Annotated in this window: 20 protein-coding genes and 1 pseudogene; 18 read left to right on the forward strand and 3 right to left on the reverse strand. The window is 64.3% G+C overall.

What is annotated here, in order from left to right:
• Nucleotides 1-153: 153 nt before the first annotated feature.
• On the forward strand, nucleotides 154-525 hold the full coding sequence (locus AB0B91_RS55495; protein WP_358339777.1) for a hypothetical protein: 372 nt from the start codon (nucleotides 154-156) through the stop codon (nucleotides 523-525).
• Here AB0B91_RS55495 and AB0B91_RS55500 read toward each other — a convergent pair.
• Nucleotides 522-935: a hypothetical protein gene (locus AB0B91_RS55500; protein ID WP_358339779.1), complete on the reverse strand. Its 414-nt coding sequence runs from the start codon at nucleotides 933-935 to the stop codon at nucleotides 522-524. The genes AB0B91_RS55495 and AB0B91_RS55500 overlap by 4 nt on opposite strands.
• Before the next feature lie 291 nt (nucleotides 936-1,226).
• Between AB0B91_RS55500 and AB0B91_RS55505 the strand changes: the two are divergent.
• The 3 genes and pseudogenes from AB0B91_RS55505 to AB0B91_RS55515 all read left to right on the forward strand — a co-directional run.
• Nucleotides 1,227-1,369 (forward strand): annotated as a pseudogene (locus AB0B91_RS55505) (ISAs1 family transposase); the annotation flags it as partial.
• Between the two features lie 510 nt (nucleotides 1,370-1,879).
• On the forward strand, nucleotides 1,880-2,236 hold the full coding sequence (locus tag AB0B91_RS55510) for a hypothetical protein (protein WP_358339781.1): 357 nt from the start codon (nucleotides 1,880-1,882) through the stop codon (nucleotides 2,234-2,236).
• A complete protein-coding gene (locus tag AB0B91_RS55515) occupies nucleotides 2,211-3,548 on the forward strand; it encodes a caspase family protein (protein WP_358339783.1) in 1,338 nt (445 codons plus the stop codon). The genes AB0B91_RS55510 and AB0B91_RS55515 overlap by 26 nt, the downstream gene beginning before the upstream one ends.
• 512 nt (nucleotides 3,549-4,060) lie before the next feature.
• Here AB0B91_RS55515 and AB0B91_RS55520 read toward each other — a convergent pair.
• Nucleotides 4,061-4,819: a GntR family transcriptional regulator gene (locus tag AB0B91_RS55520; protein ID WP_358339785.1), complete on the reverse strand. Its 759-nt coding sequence runs from the start codon at nucleotides 4,817-4,819 to the stop codon at nucleotides 4,061-4,063.
• 96 nt (nucleotides 4,820-4,915) lie between these two features.
• Between AB0B91_RS55520 and AB0B91_RS55525 the strand changes: the two genes are divergently transcribed.
• From AB0B91_RS55525 to AB0B91_RS55540, 4 genes are all read left to right on the forward strand, one after another.
• Nucleotides 4,916-5,287: a hypothetical protein gene (locus AB0B91_RS55525; RefSeq protein WP_358339787.1), complete on the forward strand. Its 372-nt coding sequence runs from the start codon at nucleotides 4,916-4,918 to the stop codon at nucleotides 5,285-5,287.
• Entirely contained in the window at nucleotides 5,271-5,702 is a 432-nt protein-coding gene (locus tag AB0B91_RS55530; protein ID WP_358339789.1) for a hypothetical protein, read from the forward strand. The genes AB0B91_RS55525 and AB0B91_RS55530 overlap by 17 nt, the downstream gene beginning before the upstream one ends.
• Before the next feature lie 521 nt (nucleotides 5,703-6,223).
• The gene (locus AB0B91_RS55535) at nucleotides 6,224-6,916 is read left to right on the forward strand and encodes a GntR family transcriptional regulator (RefSeq protein ID WP_358339790.1); all 693 of its coding nucleotides are present in this window, start codon (nucleotides 6,224-6,226) and stop codon (nucleotides 6,914-6,916) included.
• Nucleotides 6,917-6,936: 20 nt separating this feature from the next.
• Nucleotides 6,937-7,821 carry an aminoglycoside phosphotransferase family protein gene (locus tag AB0B91_RS55540; protein ID WP_358339792.1) on the forward strand — a complete coding sequence of 295 codons (885 nt, stop codon included), beginning with the start codon at nucleotides 6,937-6,939 and terminating at the stop codon, nucleotides 7,819-7,821.
• A gap of 1,226 nt (nucleotides 7,822-9,047) precedes the next feature.
• Here AB0B91_RS55540 and AB0B91_RS55545 read toward each other — a convergent pair.
• Nucleotides 9,048-10,292, reverse strand: a complete 1,245-nt coding sequence (locus tag AB0B91_RS55545) for a hypothetical protein (RefSeq protein ID WP_358339794.1) — start codon at nucleotides 10,290-10,292, stop codon at nucleotides 9,048-9,050.
• Nucleotides 10,293-10,742: 450 nt separating this feature from the next.
• Between AB0B91_RS55545 and AB0B91_RS55550 the strand changes: the two genes are divergently transcribed.
• The 10 genes from AB0B91_RS55550 to AB0B91_RS55595 all read left to right on the forward strand — a co-directional run bounded on the left by AB0B91_RS55550 (nucleotide 10,743) and on the right by AB0B91_RS55595 (nucleotide 17,357).
• Nucleotides 10,743-10,910 (forward strand): hypothetical protein, encoded by a 168-nt coding sequence (locus AB0B91_RS55550; RefSeq protein ID WP_358339796.1) that lies wholly within the window; start codon nucleotides 10,743-10,745, stop codon nucleotides 10,908-10,910.
• 22 nt (nucleotides 10,911-10,932) lie between these two features.
• Nucleotides 10,933-11,262 (forward strand): WhiB family transcriptional regulator, encoded by a 330-nt coding sequence (locus tag AB0B91_RS55555; protein WP_358339798.1) that lies wholly within the window; start codon nucleotides 10,933-10,935, stop codon nucleotides 11,260-11,262.
• Entirely contained in the window at nucleotides 11,262-11,645 is a 384-nt protein-coding gene (locus AB0B91_RS55560; protein WP_358339800.1) for an RRQRL motif-containing zinc-binding protein, read from the forward strand. The genes AB0B91_RS55555 and AB0B91_RS55560 overlap by 1 nt, the downstream gene beginning before the upstream one ends.
• Entirely contained in the window at nucleotides 11,642-12,649 is a 1,008-nt protein-coding gene (locus tag AB0B91_RS55565) for a DUF2637 domain-containing protein (protein WP_358339802.1), read from the forward strand. The genes AB0B91_RS55560 and AB0B91_RS55565 overlap by 4 nt, the downstream gene beginning before the upstream one ends.
• Nucleotides 12,649-13,053, forward strand: coding sequence for a hypothetical protein (locus tag AB0B91_RS55570; RefSeq protein ID WP_358339804.1), 405 nt, complete (start codon nucleotides 12,649-12,651; stop codon nucleotides 13,051-13,053). Before AB0B91_RS55565 ends, AB0B91_RS55570 begins: the two co-directional genes overlap by 1 nt.
• Nucleotides 13,050-15,314 carry a cell division protein FtsK gene (locus AB0B91_RS55575; protein ID WP_358339806.1) on the forward strand — a complete coding sequence of 755 codons (2,265 nt, stop codon included), beginning with the start codon at nucleotides 13,050-13,052 and terminating at the stop codon, nucleotides 15,312-15,314. The genes AB0B91_RS55570 and AB0B91_RS55575 overlap by 4 nt, the downstream gene beginning before the upstream one ends.
• A 139-nt stretch (nucleotides 15,315-15,453) precedes the next feature.
• Entirely contained in the window at nucleotides 15,454-15,672 is a 219-nt protein-coding gene (locus tag AB0B91_RS55580; protein ID WP_358339808.1) for a hypothetical protein, read from the forward strand.
• Nucleotides 15,673-15,698: 26 nt separating this feature from the next.
• The gene (locus AB0B91_RS55585; RefSeq protein WP_358339810.1) at nucleotides 15,699-16,145 is read left to right on the forward strand and encodes a single-stranded DNA-binding protein; all 447 of its coding nucleotides are present in this window, start codon (nucleotides 15,699-15,701) and stop codon (nucleotides 16,143-16,145) included.
• Between the two features lie 98 nt (nucleotides 16,146-16,243).
• Entirely contained in the window at nucleotides 16,244-16,444 is a 201-nt protein-coding gene (locus tag AB0B91_RS55590) for a hypothetical protein (protein WP_358339812.1), read from the forward strand.
• On the forward strand, nucleotides 16,431-17,357 hold the full coding sequence (locus tag AB0B91_RS55595; RefSeq protein ID WP_358339814.1) for a bifunctional DNA primase/polymerase: 927 nt from the start codon (nucleotides 16,431-16,433) through the stop codon (nucleotides 17,355-17,357). The genes AB0B91_RS55590 and AB0B91_RS55595 overlap by 14 nt, the downstream gene beginning before the upstream one ends.
• The last annotated feature ends 15 nt before the right edge of the window (nucleotides 17,358-17,372 follow it).

Raw genomic sequence — 17,372 nt, forward strand, 5'->3', positions numbered from 1 at the left:
TGGGGCCAAAACTCACCCGTGATCAAGACCCCCAAGATCGCTAAATGGGGCCAAAACTCGCCGGTAGGTGGAGCCAGCTCTCACCCCTGAAATCACCCCGCCGATGACGCATTCTGGGCCGAACTACACGTTCTCATCCTCAAGCAAGGCGCGGTGTCGCTTGAGGAGGACTATCTCTCCAACACCTCACGCTGGCACCGGATCACCCTCGATGAGGTTGCCTCAATACGGAGCAGGCTCGCCCCGCGGGCCACGCTGCTGATCTGGCCTGACCTGTCGACAGACGTGGACGCAGCCCTTGCCGGCCTTCCCGACGAGGGCCTCGTTGAGATCGTCTGGCAGAACTCTCGGAGGCACATCACCAGCCTGACCATCGACGAAACCGAATATCCGGCACTGCCCGCCATGCTGGCCGAAGCCCGCGCGATGATGATTCTTCCCGGCTACGAGGACGAACGCACCCCGCTGATGGCCGCCGTGATACCCGATGCCGATGGCGTGCTCCGCGCACGATGGATGCCCTAATACGGCAGCCGCCATTCGTCGTGTGAGCTGGTGGTTGGCCGAGCGCCCCGCCCTCTCGGCCAACTATCAGGAGGCCAGTTGCCGCCGAACTGCTCGAGGGCTGTCCGGGTGTCCTCCGCTGAGGCATCGCCGTACACCTTCATGGCCATCGAGATCTGGCCGCCCACGACGATCCGTCCGGGCGCCATATGCGGGTAAGTGCTCTGCAAGCGGTTTGTACTATCTCTTGAGGCGTTGAACCAGGGCCCTTCGGCTATCAGGAGATCCGCCATGAATCGCTCGATCCGTAACCTGGTCGGCGTCGCCACCGCTTCGGTCATCATGACGGGTGCGGCGATTGCCACCCAATCCGCCGCCCACGCTTCGACACCAAGGGAAGTCTCGATCGCGGTGGCGGACCAACCGGACACGCCCGTAGCCGAGGCTCGGCGCAACTGCTGGTACCGATGGGTGGACGGACGTCGCGTGCGGGTGTGCCGGTTCGGGTAACACCTGCATGCCAAACGGCCCGTCTGATCGGCCGACTCGATTTCCTATGACGGCAAGCGCGGCTAATTGCTCACTGACCTGCAGCTTCTCTTCATGCCGACTCGGCCAATCTGGTCTACGGCCCGCAGTTGCTACAGCAGCTAATTGTCACGATCTACGCCATTACCAGCCTGCCACCCGGATGGATCACCTACACCTAGCCCGCTGCCCTGATCCGCGGCCACTGGAACATCGAAGCCCTGCACACATCCGCGACGTCACCTACCGCGAGGATGCCTCCCGCATCCGGACCGGCACCGCACCCCGGATCATGGCCGGCCTCCGCAACCTCGCTATCGGCCTGGCCCGCCTGAACGGCCGGACCAACATCGCCGTCGCCACCGACCAATACCGCAGCCACCCCGCCGACGGCCTTCATCCACTCGGTCTTACGACATGAGGACGCCCTGGTCCTGGTCCTGGACCTCCATGCACGACTGGAAGACCCCCGGGTGCTGCAATGCAAAGCGGCTTGGTTCTAGGAAGCCTTTGGAATTCGACGAGATCCCGACCAGCACCACGCCTACCCTCACCATCAGGAAAGGAACCCGCGGGTCTGCGGACGCGTGGCCCCCAGCCGAAGCGACAGCTAGGAACCGCGCTGACCAAAATGGAAAATAAAACCCAGCCGGAACTTCAATCTAATCACACCAAAGGTCAAGAAAGGGCGAGCTTGAGGCTTATGCCGCCGATCTCCTTATCGATACGCAGTTTATCTGGAAGACTATGCCAAGGAGCGTTTGGACCGTTACATCAGCAGACAGGCGCAGGACCACAGGATGCGAATTCGCGTCCCGAGGTGGACACTCATAGACTGGAGCACTGCGTGGACGCCAAGATCTGGATCAGTGCTAGCGAGCCAGTGGACGAGTGCGCCTCGTTGATCAACTGGCTACAAGGCCAGCGCGAGCTTCAGGGAAGAGTCTACCCGGCACGCCGCCAACCGAGGGAAGGCGAACTCGGCAGCATGGTTGAGTTTCTCACTGTCGCTGTAGGCTCAGGAGGCACAGGGATCGCTTTGTCCAGATCGCTGATTGCGTGGCTGAGTAACCGTCACTCGGATGTGAGTATCACCGTCACGACGTCAGCTGGCACTGTCCAGTTAGACGCTCTCCGGGTGAAGGACGCCCTGCCATTGCTTGAGAAGGTTCTCCAGCATGACGTCACCGACCATGATGTCTGATTCCATGGACTGGTCCAGTTCTCAAGCAGTCTTGATCGGAGTTTCTACTTACCAAGATCACAGCTATCTGAGCATTCCAGCCGCCGCCAACAGCCTGAACGCCTTTTACTCGGTGCTGACCGATCCGCAGATGTGTGAATGGCCCACCAAGCAGATCACCTTGCTATCCAATCCGTCCGACACTCGGGCGGTGGCTAAACTGCTCCGCCGACTCGCCCAACAGACGCAAGACATACTGCTGATATATTATGTCGGGCACGGCACCGTCACTGCTGGGGGTGAACTCTGCCTAACTTTGACCGATACAGACGCTGACGCCGCTGATTTGACTGGACTGGAATACGCTCGAGTCAGGGCAGCCTTCCGCGATAGCCCTGCGCGTGTGAAAATCGCTATTCTGGATTGCTGCTACTCCGGACGCGCCATCGAGATCTTGACGAATCAGGAGACCGTAGTCGCCGACCAGACCGATGTCCGTGGCGTCTACACCCTAACCGCCAGTGATTATGCCGCCCATGTCCCGCCTCTCTGGCAACAGGCGACCACCTGCACCTCCTTCACAGGTGAATTGCTGGCATTGATCCGCGATGGAATCGTCGGACAACCCGATATGCTCACCTTAGGCACCCTGTACTTGGAATTGAGGCGGCGTCTGCTAACTCAAGGACTCCCAGCCCCCAACCAGCGCGGTACTGACACCGCCCACAGCTTCGCCTTCACTAAGAACGTAGCGTTAGCCCGACAGATTAAGAGCGGTACTGCGACGACCGCTTCGCCTCTGATCGAAGCAGCGGATCTGGGACTGACTCCCCATCAAGCACCGAACCACAATGCCGTCCCCTCCGACAGAAACTCCGAACCTGAAGCAGCCGAATCGGTGTCGCGAGAAACTTTGACTCAGCCACCCGACACATCCGTCGAACCTGAGGCACAACGATCCGACACTACGCCAGCAGACAACGGTACGAACGCATTATCTACTAATAGCTCAATAGGCGGGAAGCTCGGCCAGCTTAGACGGCAAATAATGGGCCCTTCTCTGCCATCTGCCCAGAAGCGGCCCTCCATCACGGTTAGCTACCCCGAAATCGCAGATGGCAACCTGTTTGTTCCGATGGCATCAGTGCCGGGAACCGTAGCTTACAAGCTGTCGCATCTTCCCCGCCGCCTTGTTCTGATAGTAGCCGTCTCGACAGCCATGGTCAGCGTGAGCGCTGGGTTCGCAGTACCCACGTTGCTAGGGGCACAGCGAAGCCCCATCGAATCTCCCAATGTATCTCCATCGCTAACCCCGTCCCCATTTAGCACATAGATCGGAATATTGCGTCTGCGACCTCGAGGACGCACCCTTGGCGGCGGGTTGAGCAGGCGTGTGCGAAGACAGCCCTCAATACCCGGCTGACTGGGCGTAGAAGGAACGGGTGGCTATCCCCTAGAGAAACCTATGCATTCAAGCTGGGTAGAGATGCACGGATAGTAGAGGATGGGTCGTCCGGTCATGGCGCTCAAGAGTATCCATTCAGGTCCACCGTTGACCTGCGGCGATATCAGGCGTTCGCAGACGGATCAGCACGACAGTCCAGGTCAGGAGTATGGAGCCCTGGAGGCCCGGACGTACCAATCGCTTGCAGCATGCCGATGGTCCGCCCTCGCGCCACCTGGCCCCTCGCTTGTACCCAGTGCAAATATGGATGCAGCACTGGCTGGAGCGTGCCCCAATCACGTTTGCGATCGCAACATGCGCGACTGATGCGAAGTGCTCCATCTTGGCGTCGTGTCGCACACCGATCGCTAGCGGGGCGTCCTGTCGCGCAACAAGCAGGACTAGCGGTTTGAGACACGCCTCATTTTGCCGCTGTAAACCAGGGCAAACCGGTCCGCAGGTACCACGATGTCAGCAGTCTCCACCTGCGTCTCCCCCGCGTAATACGTCCGCTGGATCGTCACCATGATCGAACCAGGCGGGTGCTGTAGCCGCTCGCATTCCTCCGCTGTCCCGAGCCGCGCCCCGACCTCTTCCACCCAGTCGTCAATGGGCATGCCGATACTCAGCATCCGCTCGGCTACTCCCCTGCCGGCCAGCATGCCGTCCTCGGGCAGCACGATCGGCGTCCCGCGGGTGACCTCGAGCGGTTCCCAACTGGTCGAGAGCATGACCGGCTCCCCGTCGGCCGAGAAGACATAGTCAGTCCGAACCGCGTCTTCCACGTCTCCCCCGGACTCATCCAGGCCGAGGCGGTCGCGGATCTCTGGTGGGGCCTGGATCGTCTGTGACTTATACGTCCAGCCGGCCTCACGGTCCTGGCGCTCCATGTCCTGTCTGAACGGCGAGCCGTACGGCGTCGCCCGATGCCACGCGCGGATCAGCCGTTGCGGCTCCCGGGGCAGACGAACATAGGTGCCCGAACCTGATCGGGCGACGGCGAGGCCCTCGGAGATGAGCACCTTGAGCGCCTCGGCAGCGGTGGAACGTGAAATACCCAAGTCGGCCGCCAGGCTCGGCACTGAGGGCAGGCGATCGCCCTCCTGAAATTCACCTGACGCGATCCTTTTCCGCAGCGTGTCCGCCACGCGGAGGTACATGGGGCGATCAGCATCTCGATCCACGCCGGTAGCTTGACAGGCTTACTAGCAAGCTTCAAGCTTACGGTCAGATACCGAACCTACACAGAAGGTTGCGTGGTGTACCGGCTGTCCGTATTTCCCACCGACGCATGCGTCGAGAACGTCGGCCACTGGGCACGAGGCGTCGCCCAGACCGAACGCCCGGATCTCGCGCGCGACGCTGAGCAAGTCGCCCGCGCTCTGGTGTCTGCTGCCATCCGCCGCACCAAGCGAGACGAACTCATTCACACGCGGATCGAGGTGACCCCTGACAGTCTGCGCATCGAGGTCCACGATCCGGGCGGCTACGACGCCGCTGGAGGCTTCGAGACAGCCGAACTATCAAGCACCGCCACATCCTTCGGCGCCTCCAGTGACCACACCGGACATAGGATGTGGATCATCCTGCGTAAGCGCAGAGAGGCATGCCATGACCTCGGACGATGATCACCGGGACGAGGCGGGCCAGCGGCCAACAGACGCCGGCTTGAACAGAAACTCGCCGTCATTCGAAGAGGCGACGACCGCCATCCGTGGCATGGCGCAGCCCCGAAACGCGCACTACAGGACTACGCACCCCGCCAATGACGCGTACACGGTGACGGAACCCACGCCTGACCCGGACCTGCTCGGCGCATTCAGGCGCTTCTACGTCTGGCGTGACCGTCTCGGCGGTTGGCGAGCAAGGCCGATGCCCAAGCTGACCACCGAAGAGATCGCCTATGGCCTCCAGCAGGAGTTGGTGGCTGACACGGCCTTGGAACTCGCCTTCGCCTGCACGTGGCAGCGGAGCCGCAGGAACGTCTACCGCTACCTGCGGAAGTACGCCGTCGAAACGACGCACCGTGGTTCAGCTTCCTGATCTGCCTGCACGACCGTGGGAGTCCCTCCTTCGGCCGAGGGACCGCATGCGGATCACAGAGACCTCATGCTGCGGAGCGTACGAGTGGGCCTGCCAGGGAGGCGAGTTCCTCATCCTCCGAACCAAGCAGCCAGAGGGCTACCAAGAGACGGGAAGAGGGCCCCATCGACAGGCGCGTTCGATCTGGCTGGCTCTCCTCACCGAGCACGCGCAAGAACACCTTGAAGACCGGCCTCGTACCGTCGCCAAGAACAGGCGCCGCAACCGGAGACCGCCCGAAGAGCCCACAGCTTTATCAGAGCCACGCGTCTCCTGATAACGCAGTGGCCGGCGCACGTAATAGCCCACACCGCGTGGCGAACCCCATTCCACGCATCCCCGGACGCAACGAGCACCTGGCGTCTTCCCGCTTCCTCGGTTCTCAACGAGGGAAGGTTAGAGGGACGTGAGGCCGCGATACTTCGCAGGTCCTAGCCCGTCCGCCCTACCCTAGAGAGAGTGTGCCTCGGCAAGGGAGCGCGATGAGCAAGGCGAAGGATGACCCCACCTACGTTCGGATAGCTGAGGACATCCGCAGCCGCATCCACCAGGGCGATCCTCCCGCCGGCGGCATGCTGCCCTCTGAGACCATGCTTGCTCGTACCTACGGCGTGGCACGGGGAACCATTCGCCAGGCAGTCGCCGAGCTGGAGCGCACAGGACTGGTCGCCAGCGAGGCCGGCCGCGGGCGTCGCGTGGTCGGCGAAGGATCCGCGAGTACCCGCCGTCCAGCCTCGACACAGTACGAGACGATCGCGGAGAACCTGCGTAAGCGCATCGAGAACGGCGAGCTGGTTCCTGGCCAGCAACTCCCCGGCGAAGCCGCAACGGCCGATGAATACGGCGTTTCGAAGGGAACCGCCCGACAGGCGCTCCAACTGCTGGCCGCCGAGCAAGTGATCGCCTCCGTTCACGGAAGAGGCTGGTTCGTCGGGGGACCCGATCACGCGCACACGCGTGCCGACGACCTCGCCAATGCCCTACGGCAGGAAATCGTCACCGGCCAGCTGGCCGTAGGCGCTGCGCTCCCGGGAGAGAACGTGCTTGCCCAGGAGCGAGGCGTTGGTCGCATCACCATCAGGCGGGCTCTCGCTCTATTGGAAGCGGACGGGATAGTCGAAAAGAGGGCCGGGAGAGGCCGCGTCGTCAAGTCCCGACCGAAGGGTTCCGAGTGACTGTCTCTCAGCCGCCCACGATGCCCTTCACCTCCCAGGAAGCACTCGCGACCCTTCGAGAGGCTTGCCAGGCCGCTGGTCTGGCCGGCGAAGACGCTCGCCTGATACGCCTGGGCGAGAACGCTTTGTTCGTGCTGGCCGCTGAACACGTGGTCGTGCGAATCGCCCGGAGCCTCGACGTCATCGACGACGCCCGGAAAGAGGTAGCCGTATCAGCGTGGCTGCATGACCAGGGAGTTCCTGCTGCCAGAACGACGGATCATGAGCAGCCTCTTGTCGTGAGAGGCAAGCCCGTAACGCTGTGGCACCTCATCGCCAACGACGGCTCTCCCGCAAGTCTCGTAGACCTCGCAGCCGTCCTCCGCGCTCTCCACCAACTGCCCGTACCAGCAGACCTCGCACTCCCGAAGCTCGACATCCTCGGGCGCGTCTCGGAACGCATCAGCGGTGCCGACGTACTCTCGGACGATGAACGTCAATTCCTGTTGGGGAGATACCAGGAGCTTCGGACCGCCTACGAGAGCCTCAAGTTTCCACTTGCCTCATGTGCTGTTCACGGTGATGCTCATTCCGACAACCTCATCAAGGCAAGTGACGGGAGCATCGTTCTCATCGATCTCGAGCGTTTCGCGTTTGGCCCTCCCGAGACTGACCTCACCGTCACCGCCATCGAGCACACCCTAGGCTGGGGCACTCGCGCTGAATACGATCAGTTCGCCGAGCGGTACGGATTCGATGTCCTGATGTGGGAGGGCTATCCCGTGCTCAAAGACATCAACGAGTTGAAGATGACCACCTGGCTGATGCAGAACGTCAGCGAAGACGAGGCCATCGCACGCGAGTTCCGCAACCGTCTCTTTTGCCTCCAGAACCCGGCTGAGCTTCGGAGATGGCGAGCCTTTTAGGCGCCAAGTGACGGGTACGCAGGCTGAATTCGTAGGGTCAGTCATGCGATCAAGAAGCTTTTCGATCATCAGGCCTATTTGGCCAGGCAACCGTCGAGCAGGTGCGGCCGGTGGTGAATCTTCTTCAGTTTGCCTACCGCATACCCCCCTCGTCCCGCCCGCATCAAATCAGCCAGCCTAAACACCGGCTTCTCCCTTCAATCTCAATGCACATAGCACTCAGTTGTGGCAGAATCGAGACCTCTAGCAAGTACGCTCGCTTGGCACCAGCCATCAAGCCTCAAGAAAGGCATGATCGCCCAGGGGATTCGGAGCTCCAGCCGGAGTAATGGTCGGATGTTGCTTTCATCCTCACCTGCGAAAGTCTCTTGGAGAAATGAGGTGATCGGTGATGTCAAGCCCTAAAGATCCGTCCGGCCGATCGCGCTGGCTTGCCCATCCCTGGTGGGCTGGAATAGCAGCCATCTTAACCCTGTTCGGCGTTATCATCGCGATCTTACAGCTTACACAGGGTATAGCTAAGGTCGAATCTCAACGGAATTCATCGGAGCCCGCACTAAACCCTTCTACAAGTTCACAAGAACCGCGCCCAATAACGACTCTCACGCCTGTCGCGACGCCTACTCCGTCATCGACCGAACCTGAACCCTCAGTTTCGCCGAGCATGACTAAGGGGCCGATAGAGTATCTTGCTGATCTCAACGCCGTGGACGGCAGTGCCTGGTCAGGCTCACTGACCATTTCAGGGACGGATTATCCTCGCAGTCTACTTATGTACTGCATCGACTCAGAGACATCCGTACGCTATAGCGTCGTGGGGAAGAGTCGCTTCAAAGCCACTATCGGAATCCCCGACGGGACGCGCACCCTCGACAAGGCAGCTACGGTGAGGTTTTTCGCCGAGGGTCAGCGGAAGATTGGGCCAACCTTGCGCGTTCGACTAGGACAGCCCAAGGACGTGTCTTTCGATCTGAAGTCGGCAACTCAGCTGGAGATTCGTTGCTCCCACGGGGTAAGTGGTGGCTTAACGTTCGGCGTCGGTTTCGGTGAAGCCATTATCACTCCATGAGAGTGAGATCGAGTCACAAGCATCAAACGTTGAGAGAGAGCCAACCCGGGGGGAGGGCTGCGCTCACGAAGCCCTCCTATGACAATGAGGCTGCTCGACAGCTTTCTTGTTCCAGACCGGCTTGATGATCGAGAACCCCTTGATTGCATGACCGACCCTACGAATCCAGCTGGTACTTCTCGACAGCCAGGGCGTTGAACGCTTGGACCGAGGCTTCGCATTCGTAGCCCGCGAGATCGGTTCTGAGATCTCGGATGTATCGCAGGTAACGCTCGGACTTGAGTGCCCCGGCCAGATTGATGGCTTCGAGCGCGACCATGGCGGCCTTCGCCGGCTGTCCCATGTGGCCGTAGCTCGCTGCCTGTACCAGGCGGTCGAATGCGAGCGTCCGTACGTACATCGGGGCGCAGAGATCGACTGCCTGGCCTACGAACTCCATGGCCTGTGACGGGATTTTGAGGTCGCGGTAACAGTGCGCCCCCTCGCTGGCCAGTTCTGCCGCGTCGAAGTAGCGGGACCACGGCGGATCATCATCAACATTCCGCCTGCTGAAGAATTTCTCTGCCTCCAGCAATGAGCGTGCGCACTGCGCCTCGTCACCGTTGGCCGCGTGGGCTCGTGCCTCCATCGCGTAGAACAATGCCATGGGTGTAGCTGTGGCCACGTCTTTGCAGCCCTCCTGGGCAGCGCGGGCGAGTTGGATCGCCTGGTTGTACCGGCCGAGGTAGTTCGCCTGGTGGCTCATGTCGGCGAGCAGCAGCCCGCCCATCATGCGGTCGCCAGAAGCCTGCGCGAGGCGCAATCCTTGCAGGAAATACCGCTGAGCAAGTCCATGCCGCCCCAGGTCGTAAGCCGTCCAGGCGACCAGCTCGGTGATTTCCGCGGCTGCCGAATACAGCGAACGCCCCACCGGCTCGCTGAACTTGCCATCCAGCATCGGGACGACTTCACGGTTGTAGTACTGGATGAGAGCAGGCCGCGCATGCCCTCCCCCGAACTGGAAACCCATGTTCGCGAACAGCTCGGTCGTCACCCGGATTGCGTGAACGTCCCACTTCCCAACAGATGGCCGCGCGCTCTCCCTGACCTGATGTGCCTCCGGGCGAGACAGCAGCCAGGCGATCAGTGCCTCTCCCCAAGCATCCGGCACGACCACAGACTCCAGCGCGACAGGATCATCCGCGAGGTCTCGCCGTGTAAGGCCCAGCAGCCGGCTTCCAACGTCGGAGATCCCGCCACCATGCGCGAGCGTGGCCTCCAGGGTCTCCGGAGTCACGACGCTGGCCAGGCCGATGTCATCCAGCGAGAACGTCACGCCGGCCTTCCGGCCGAGGGCCTCGGCGATGAACCGTGCGGTATCCGGCCGCGGCTTCACACCGTCGAGCCAGCGCTTGACGTCCACATGAGTACAGCTCAGGTGTACGCCGTCGTCCTGTGCGATTTGCCGGACTCGCGAGGCTAGTCCCGAATTGGAGCAATCGGCGCGTCGCATTGCTTGAGCAAGCGCCACATTGGGCATTCGGGACACTTTTCACCTCCGCGCATTCAGGCCATCGCAATCATGGCGTGAGCGGGGTCTCAACGGCGTGCATTTGCGGATTCTCCGCCACGCGTTTCTCCAGGTCGGGGCCTAAATCACCTCCCAAAAGCACCCCCTGCGCATTCAGTCTCGGTGGTGAGCACGGTGTTGCGGCAGCGGCCTACGAGGAAAGCTTGAGTCAGCAAGACATGCGAGGCAAGGCCCGCCAGGAACCCAAGACGACCGGTGCCTAGGACTTGACTCTGCGTGACTGTACATGTTCTATGTCTCCTAGAACCTGCTCGACAGGTTCTCGAACCGAGAGGGCTCAACATGCTTGTCCGTCCGCGAAAGGTGCTCCCGACCGTCCTCACGATCTGCGCCGCCCTCTACGCCCTGAAGGACCCCGAGGGCGCGGCGACCGTGGTCAAGGCGGCTGCGCACCTGGTCATGAGCGCTTCTGAGTCGTTCGCGCGGTTCGTCCAGACCGTCAGCAACTAACCGCAGGAAGAGAGATCCACCAGTGGCACACAACACCAACCGCCCGATCCACCCGGCGCGCATGTCGCTCGCTGAGGTGGAAGCGACCTGGCGAGTGGACGGCGAAACGCCGCTCCCCGAATGCACCTACGACCCCGAACTGCACACCGGGCCTCGGCTCACCATCGAGACCACCCAGGAGCGTGCCGCCCGCGAGGCTGTCGCCCGCGAGGTCTGCGCTACCTGCCCCGCCCTGCTGTTCTGCGGTCTCTACGCGCTGGAGACCCGGCCGACCTCGGGCATCTGGGCGGGCCGCACGCCCGCCGAGGTGGCCGAGCACGCCGCCGAACTGGAAGACCTGGAGGTGGCCTGATGGCAAGCCGCATCCGTGCCCGCTTCTGGGACCCGACCGGCGACGAGTACGGCATCCCCACCTACCCGTGGAAGATGGCCCCGCCGCACCTGCGCACCCTTCGCCAGCTCACCGCCGAAGGGCTGCGCGCTGGCGGGCAGGGAGTCCAGGCCCAAGTGCTCTGGCGCTCCCGCCGCTACGGTGCACCCGGCGTCCGGGCCGCATACCTGTACGACGTGCGGTTCGCCCTGCCCAACCGCATCGCGACCCTGCGCCAGCGCGCCACCCTGTCGAAGGCGAACGCCGCCCGCCGTACGTGCCCCGAGTGCCTGACGGATGTCGGGTACGTTCTGCCACGCCACCTCGGCACCTGCCTCGACTGTGCGGAAGAGGTGGCCGCATGAACGTCTGCCACACCACACCCCGGCCGCTCACCGAGGGCGAACGCACAACCATAGCCGTCACTGCCTCCGTTACCGGCGCGCTCGGTCTGCTCGGGTTCGTCAACAGCTTCGAGCGCGTCGCTCATGCCGCCGGCCCTTCGTTCGGCTGGTTCGCCTGGACGGTGCCTCTCGGCATCGACCTGGGTATCGCCGTGTTCTCCGCGCTCGATATCGTGCTGGCCCGCCTCGGGATGCGGTTGAACTGGCTCCGGTTCATCCCGTGGGCGCTGACCGGCGCGACGGTCTACCTCAATGTGGCCGCCTACCTTGGCGCCCCCGGCCGTACCGACTGGTTCGCGGTCGTCGCCCACGCGCTGCTCCCGCTGCTGTGGGTCATCGCCATCGAGGTCGGTGCCCACGTCGTCCGCAAGCGCGCCGACTTGGCCAAGCCTGACCGCATGGACGGCATCCGCCGCTCGCGCTGGCTGCTGGCCCCGCTCGCGACCGTCACACTGTGGCGCCGCATGGTGCTCTGGGAGATCCGCAGCTACCCCGACGCCCTCGGACGCGAGCGCGAACGCATCCTGGCCAAGACAGAACTTCAAGACCAGTACGGCCTGCTCTGGCGCTGGAAGGCCACCCGCCGCGAGCGAGCCTTGTATTACCTCGGCGAACTCACACCCACGAATATCCCGATGAAGGCGCAAGCCGTACCCGTCAACCAGGAGGACGCCCGGCCTGCCTTGCCGCCCGCGCCGCGCAACCGTCCTGTTGCCAACCGCACCCGCGCCAAGAAGACAGCACCGCCGACTCCGAACGTGGTCGACCTTGTACCGCTGGGACGCCGCGTGGCCGCCGATCTCATGGCACAAGGCGAGCCCCTGACCCGCGACCGGCTCAGGGACGCCATCCGCAGCCAGGGACAGAGCATCTCGACGGATCGCGCCGGAGCGCTCTTGTCGCACCTCAAGACGGAAGGCCCCGCGGATCGGACGCCACCCGTACGGGAAGACGAGGCGGCCTGATGCCCTTGACCATCACCGACACCCGGATGAGCTCGGACGACTGCCCGAACGTGGCCGAGCTTCGCGGCGGCCGCTGGAGCGTCACCGGCTACCCCGGACGGACCTTCGACCGCAACCAGGCCATCACCGCCATGCTGCTGGCCGAACTGCTGGCCCAGCGCCCGTTCCCGGAGGACCGAATCGAGCTGCTCGCCACGTCCTGGCGCGCCGAACTCAGCATCACCGAGGCGGACGGACCGCACACCCCGACCGCCACCCCAACGCCAGCAGACCGACCGGACGAGCAGCGGTCCGACCGCGCATCGTCCCTGACCGCCACATGGGGCGCGGCCTCATCCGCCAAGACAACGACCGCGCCCCAGGACCCCGCGACCAGCAAGTCAAACGAGGTGCACACATCATGACCCACCAGCACGACGATCCCAACAACGAGGACGGCAAGGACCCGGACCGGTCCGTCGCCCCTGACCACGACAACGGCAAGGACGCCGACATCGTCCACCTGGACGCTGCCCGCGCCGAACGCCAGCCGCAGAAACCCGCCGACCGGTCCGAGCCGGACACCGAGGACAGCCCCGCGAACGCGGACGGACCGGTCCTTGAAGGCGAGGTCGTCCGCGTCGACCGCCCCGGTCCGACCGGGGCGGACTGGCGGACCGCGCTTGAGGCCAAGACCCGGAGCCGGCAGCCGATCGTTCCGCTGTGGCTGCGCTCCCGAGCCGAGGCCGTCGAGACTCTCAAGTGGATCGGTCTCCACTACGTGCACGTGGCCGGATACCAGGTCTCCCGCGTACCGCTGTACGGCGGACGGCTGACCGCACGCGCGCCGCGCGGATTCTTCCGCCTGGTGGGCGGCGTCATCAAGTGGACCTTTGACCTGGAGGGCGAGCCGGTACGGCTGGCCGCCGTCCAGAAGGCCGATCCCGAGGCGTACCTCAAGCTCAGCAGGCAGCGAGACTCTCGCGTGCGGCTACGCACCCTGGTCTCGATCACGGCGCTGGTCACGCTGCTGATCGCTGGTCTCATCGTGGCCGATCAGACGAACCCCGTGCAGTGGACGGCGCTCGCGGTCGCCATCGCCGCGCTCGGCATCCTCGGCAAGCCCGCCGATCGCCCGCTGATCAACCGTGCGGTCGTGCCGTCCACGGTGGAGAAGCTGACCAGCGACATCGTCGTCCGTGCCCTGACCGTGCTCGGCATCGCCGGCATCAACCAGGCCATCGCCAAGAACCCCAAGGACGCCATCCGGTTCGTCGCCCCGATCACCCGCGACGGCCCCGGCTGGCGGGCGGACATCGACCTGCCGTACGGCGTGACCGTGGCCGACGTGATGGACAAGCGTGACCGCATGGCCTCGGCGCTACGCCGCCCGCTGGGCTGCATCTGGCCCGAAGGCGACTCGACCATCCACGAGGGACGGCTGATCCTGTGGGTGGGAGACAAGTACCTGTCCAAGACCGTCATCAAGTCCCCGCTGCTCAAGGTCAGCTCGCATGACGTCTTCAAGGGCATCCCGTTCGGCTGCGACCCGCGAGGCCGCGCCATCGTCGTACCACTCGTTGAGCAGAACATCCTGATCGGCTCGCAGCCTGGCCAGGGCAAGACCGCCTCGGTACGCGTGCTGGCCTCCGGTGCGGCCCTCGACCCGAGCGCTGAGCTGTGGATCCACGAGCTCAAGGGCACCGGCGACCTCGACCCGCACGAGCAGAACTGCCACCGCTACGTCTCCGGCATCGAGGACGAGGCCATCGGCTATGCCGCCGACTCGCTGGCACTGCTGCGCAGGGAGGTGATGCGCCGCGCTGCCGCTCTCAAGGCTCTGCCTCCGGACCTGTGCCCGGACAAGAAGGTCACCCGGCAGATCGCCGACAAACGCTCACTGGGACTGCATCCGCTGGTCGCCGTCTTCGACGAGTGCCAGAACCTGTTCGCACACACCGAGTACGGCGACAAGGCAGGCGATGACGCCGAGTTCATCATCAAGCTCGGCCGCGCCCTCGGCGTCGTCCTGGTGCTGGCCACCCAACGCCCGGACAAGGACAGCCTGCCCACCGGCATCAGCGCGAACGTGACGATCCGGTTCTGCCTGCGGGTCGCCGGCCAGCTCGAAAACGACATGATCCTCGGCACGTCCGCCTACAAGAACGGCATCCGCGCCACGGTGTTCCAGCCCAAGGTGGACGCCGGTATCGGCTACCTGCTCGGCGCAACCCCGATGCCCAAGGTGGTGCGCACCGCCTACCTGGACACGCCCGACACGCAACGCATCGCCGACCGCGCCCACGCGCTACGGGCCAGCACGGGAGCACTGAGCGGGCACGCCCTCGGCGAGACGCCCGAGCAGCACGCGCCCACCTTCGACCTGCTCGCCGACATCCTCGTCGTGGTCCCGCCGTCCGAGGCCAAGGTGTGGAACGAGGCAATCGTGGATCGCCTCGCCGAGCTGCGGCCCGACATCTACGGGGCGTGGGCGCGCCTTGAAGGCGGCGCGAAGACGGCCCAGCTCACCACCGCGCTCAAGCCGTACGCCATCAAGACCATGCAGGTCTGGGGCACGCCCGAGGGCGGAGGCAAGGGCGCGAACCGCATCGGCGTAGCCCGAGACGACATCACCACCGCTATCACACACCGTGATCGCGGTAGAGGGTCCAGCGCCGCTTCCTAAGGCCCTGATCGCCTCTAGACCTAGAGGCAGACCCCTCTAGGTCTAGAGGCCCGCCTAGAGCCCAAAACGGCACTCGAGATGCGCTCTAGCACCTAGACCCTGACCTGCGAGAACCCTGAAAACGGCCCTGGAGGCCCACATGGCCACTGCCATCACTCTTCTAGCAGTCTGCCTACTGTCGATCACTCTCAGTTACATCATCGTCTGCCTGGCATGGCCCTGGGGCCGCTGCATCCGATGCCGCCCCGGCGGCAAGAACCGCACGTGCCGCGCCTGCAACGGCACCGGCATGCGGCCTCGCCTCGGCTGGCAGCTCTACGTCTACGTCCGCCGCCTGTACCGCGACGGCACCCACTGACCCGGTCCCAAGGAAGGAAGCCCGCCATGTCCGGCGAGACCACCATCACGATCATCGGCAACCTGACCAACGACCCCGAACTGCGCTTCACCCAGACCGGTACGGCCGTCGCCACCTTCACCATCGCCTCAAGCCCACGCACCTACAACAAGCAGCTTGAACAGTGGGAAGACGGCGAGGCCCTGTTCATGCGCTGCTCAGCCTGGCGCGACCTCGGCGAGCACATCTGCGAGTCGCTCACCCGAGGCACCCGCGTCATCGCCTCCGGACAGCTCCGGATGCGCACCTACGAGACCGACGAGGGCGAACACCGCACCGTCTTCGAGATGACCGTTGACGAGATCGGCCCGTCCCTGCGCTTCGCCACCGCCAAGCCCGCCAGAGCGGCCCGCAAGGCCACTACCAGCGACAACGGCAGCACGCCCGACGCATGGGCTACCACCGCCCCAACGGGCGACAAGCCGCCGTTCTAGCCACGCCCGCACAGCACCGGGATACGGCCTCGGCGACCAGCCGCCAAGCACAACCGCCGAGGCCACCCACCCCGATCACGAGGAAAGGCAGTGCCAGCATGGCACCGACCAGCACCCATTCCCACCGCTACGCCCGAACGACCGCACCCCGCCTGGAAGACCTCAACCACCTTGGCTGGGATCGGCTCACGCTCGACGCGCACGCCGCCACCCCATTGGACGCACTCATGCACGTCCCTGCCGAGGGTTACCGTCACGGGTTCCTTGGGGCCAAGGAGGCGTCCAATGGGTTGGCCTGACCTGACCCGCGCCGCCCTCCAGGCCGCCGCCCGTGGCTGGCATGTCTTCCCGCTCACCCCGCGCGGGAAGAAGCCGTTGCGCGGCTTCACCGGCTGGGAGCGGCACGCCACCATCGACACCGACCGCATCGCCGCCTTCTGGCCACGCCAGCCGTACAACATCGGCATCGCCTGCGGCCCATCCCGCCTGGTCGTGATCGACCTCGACCGGCCCAAGCCCGGCGAGCACCCGCCCGCCGGCCTCGCCCAGCACCACCCGCAGAACGGAGAGCACGTCTTCCGCCTGCTGTGCGCCGAGCGTGGCCAGCCGTACCCCGACGACACGTTCACCGTGCGCACCCGGCGCGGCGGCACACATCTCTACTTCACCGCATCCGAGGGCCTACAGCTGCGCAACAGCGCAGGTCACAAGGGCGGACTTGGCTGGCTGATCGACACCCGCGCCTGCGGCGGCTACGTCGTCGGTCCTGGCAGTCACGTCGCCCAGCCGGACGGCACCGGCCCTTACGAGGTCACGCGGAATCTACCACCCGCACCGCTCCCGGCTTGGCTCGCCAAGGCGCTTGAACCCGCCGCGCCGCTTTCGATGAGCGCCGCCGATCTGCTGGGCAGCTTGCCTGGTCACCGTCTGAATCGGTACGGCGAGGCCGCGCTACGGGGCGAGATTGAGCGCGTGGCCACCGCCCGGCGCGGCACCCGTAACCGCACGCTCAACACCGCCGCCTTCAACCTCGGCCAGCTCGTCACACGCGGCGTGCTGCCCTCCGAGGTGGTCATCACCGCCCTCCAGACCGCCGCCGAGACCGCGAACGCCGAAGGCGATCCGAACCCACCACGCGAGATCGCCGCCGTCATCGCCTCGGGCCTGTCCGCAGGCATGAAAGCCCAGCCACGCCGTTGCAGGGCCGCATGAATATCACGCAAGGAG

This window comes from Nonomuraea sp. NPDC049141 (genome assembly GCF_040648415.1).
Classification (GTDB): Bacteria; Actinomycetota; Actinomycetes; order Streptosporangiales; family Streptosporangiaceae; genus Nonomuraea.

Bases quoted from the DNA above. Each gene is read 5' to 3' on its own strand.
- AB0B91_RS55515 (WP_358339783.1), top strand. From the start codon at position 2,211: ATGACGTCACCGACCATGATGTCTGATTCCATGGACTGGTCCAGTTCT.
- AB0B91_RS55520 (WP_358339785.1), bottom strand. From the start codon at position 4,819: ATGTACCTCCGCGTGGCGGACACGCTGCGGAAAAGGATCGCGTCAGGT.
- AB0B91_RS55530 (WP_358339789.1), top strand. From the start codon at position 5,271: ATGACCTCGGACGATGATCACCGGGACGAGGCGGGCCAGCGGCCAACA.
- AB0B91_RS55535 (WP_358339790.1), top strand. From the start codon at position 6,224: ATGAGCAAGGCGAAGGATGACCCCACCTACGTTCGGATAGCTGAGGAC.
- AB0B91_RS55540 (WP_358339792.1), top strand. From the start codon at position 6,937: ATGCCCTTCACCTCCCAGGAAGCACTCGCGACCCTTCGAGAGGCTTGC.
- AB0B91_RS55550 (WP_358339796.1), top strand. From the start codon at position 10,743: ATGCTTGTCCGTCCGCGAAAGGTGCTCCCGACCGTCCTCACGATCTGC.
- AB0B91_RS55560 (WP_358339800.1), top strand. From the start codon at position 11,262: ATGGCAAGCCGCATCCGTGCCCGCTTCTGGGACCCGACCGGCGACGAG.
- AB0B91_RS55565 (WP_358339802.1), top strand. From the start codon at position 11,642: ATGAACGTCTGCCACACCACACCCCGGCCGCTCACCGAGGGCGAACGC.
- AB0B91_RS55570 (WP_358339804.1), top strand. From the start codon at position 12,649: ATGCCCTTGACCATCACCGACACCCGGATGAGCTCGGACGACTGCCCG.
- AB0B91_RS55575 (WP_358339806.1), top strand. From the start codon at position 13,050: ATGACCCACCAGCACGACGATCCCAACAACGAGGACGGCAAGGACCCG.
- AB0B91_RS55580 (WP_358339808.1), top strand. From the start codon at position 15,454: ATGGCCACTGCCATCACTCTTCTAGCAGTCTGCCTACTGTCGATCACT.
- AB0B91_RS55585 (WP_358339810.1), top strand. From the start codon at position 15,699: ATGTCCGGCGAGACCACCATCACGATCATCGGCAACCTGACCAACGAC.
- AB0B91_RS55590 (WP_358339812.1), top strand. From the start codon at position 16,244: ATGGCACCGACCAGCACCCATTCCCACCGCTACGCCCGAACGACCGCA.
- AB0B91_RS55595 (WP_358339814.1), top strand. From the start codon at position 16,431: ATGGGTTGGCCTGACCTGACCCGCGCCGCCCTCCAGGCCGCCGCCCGT.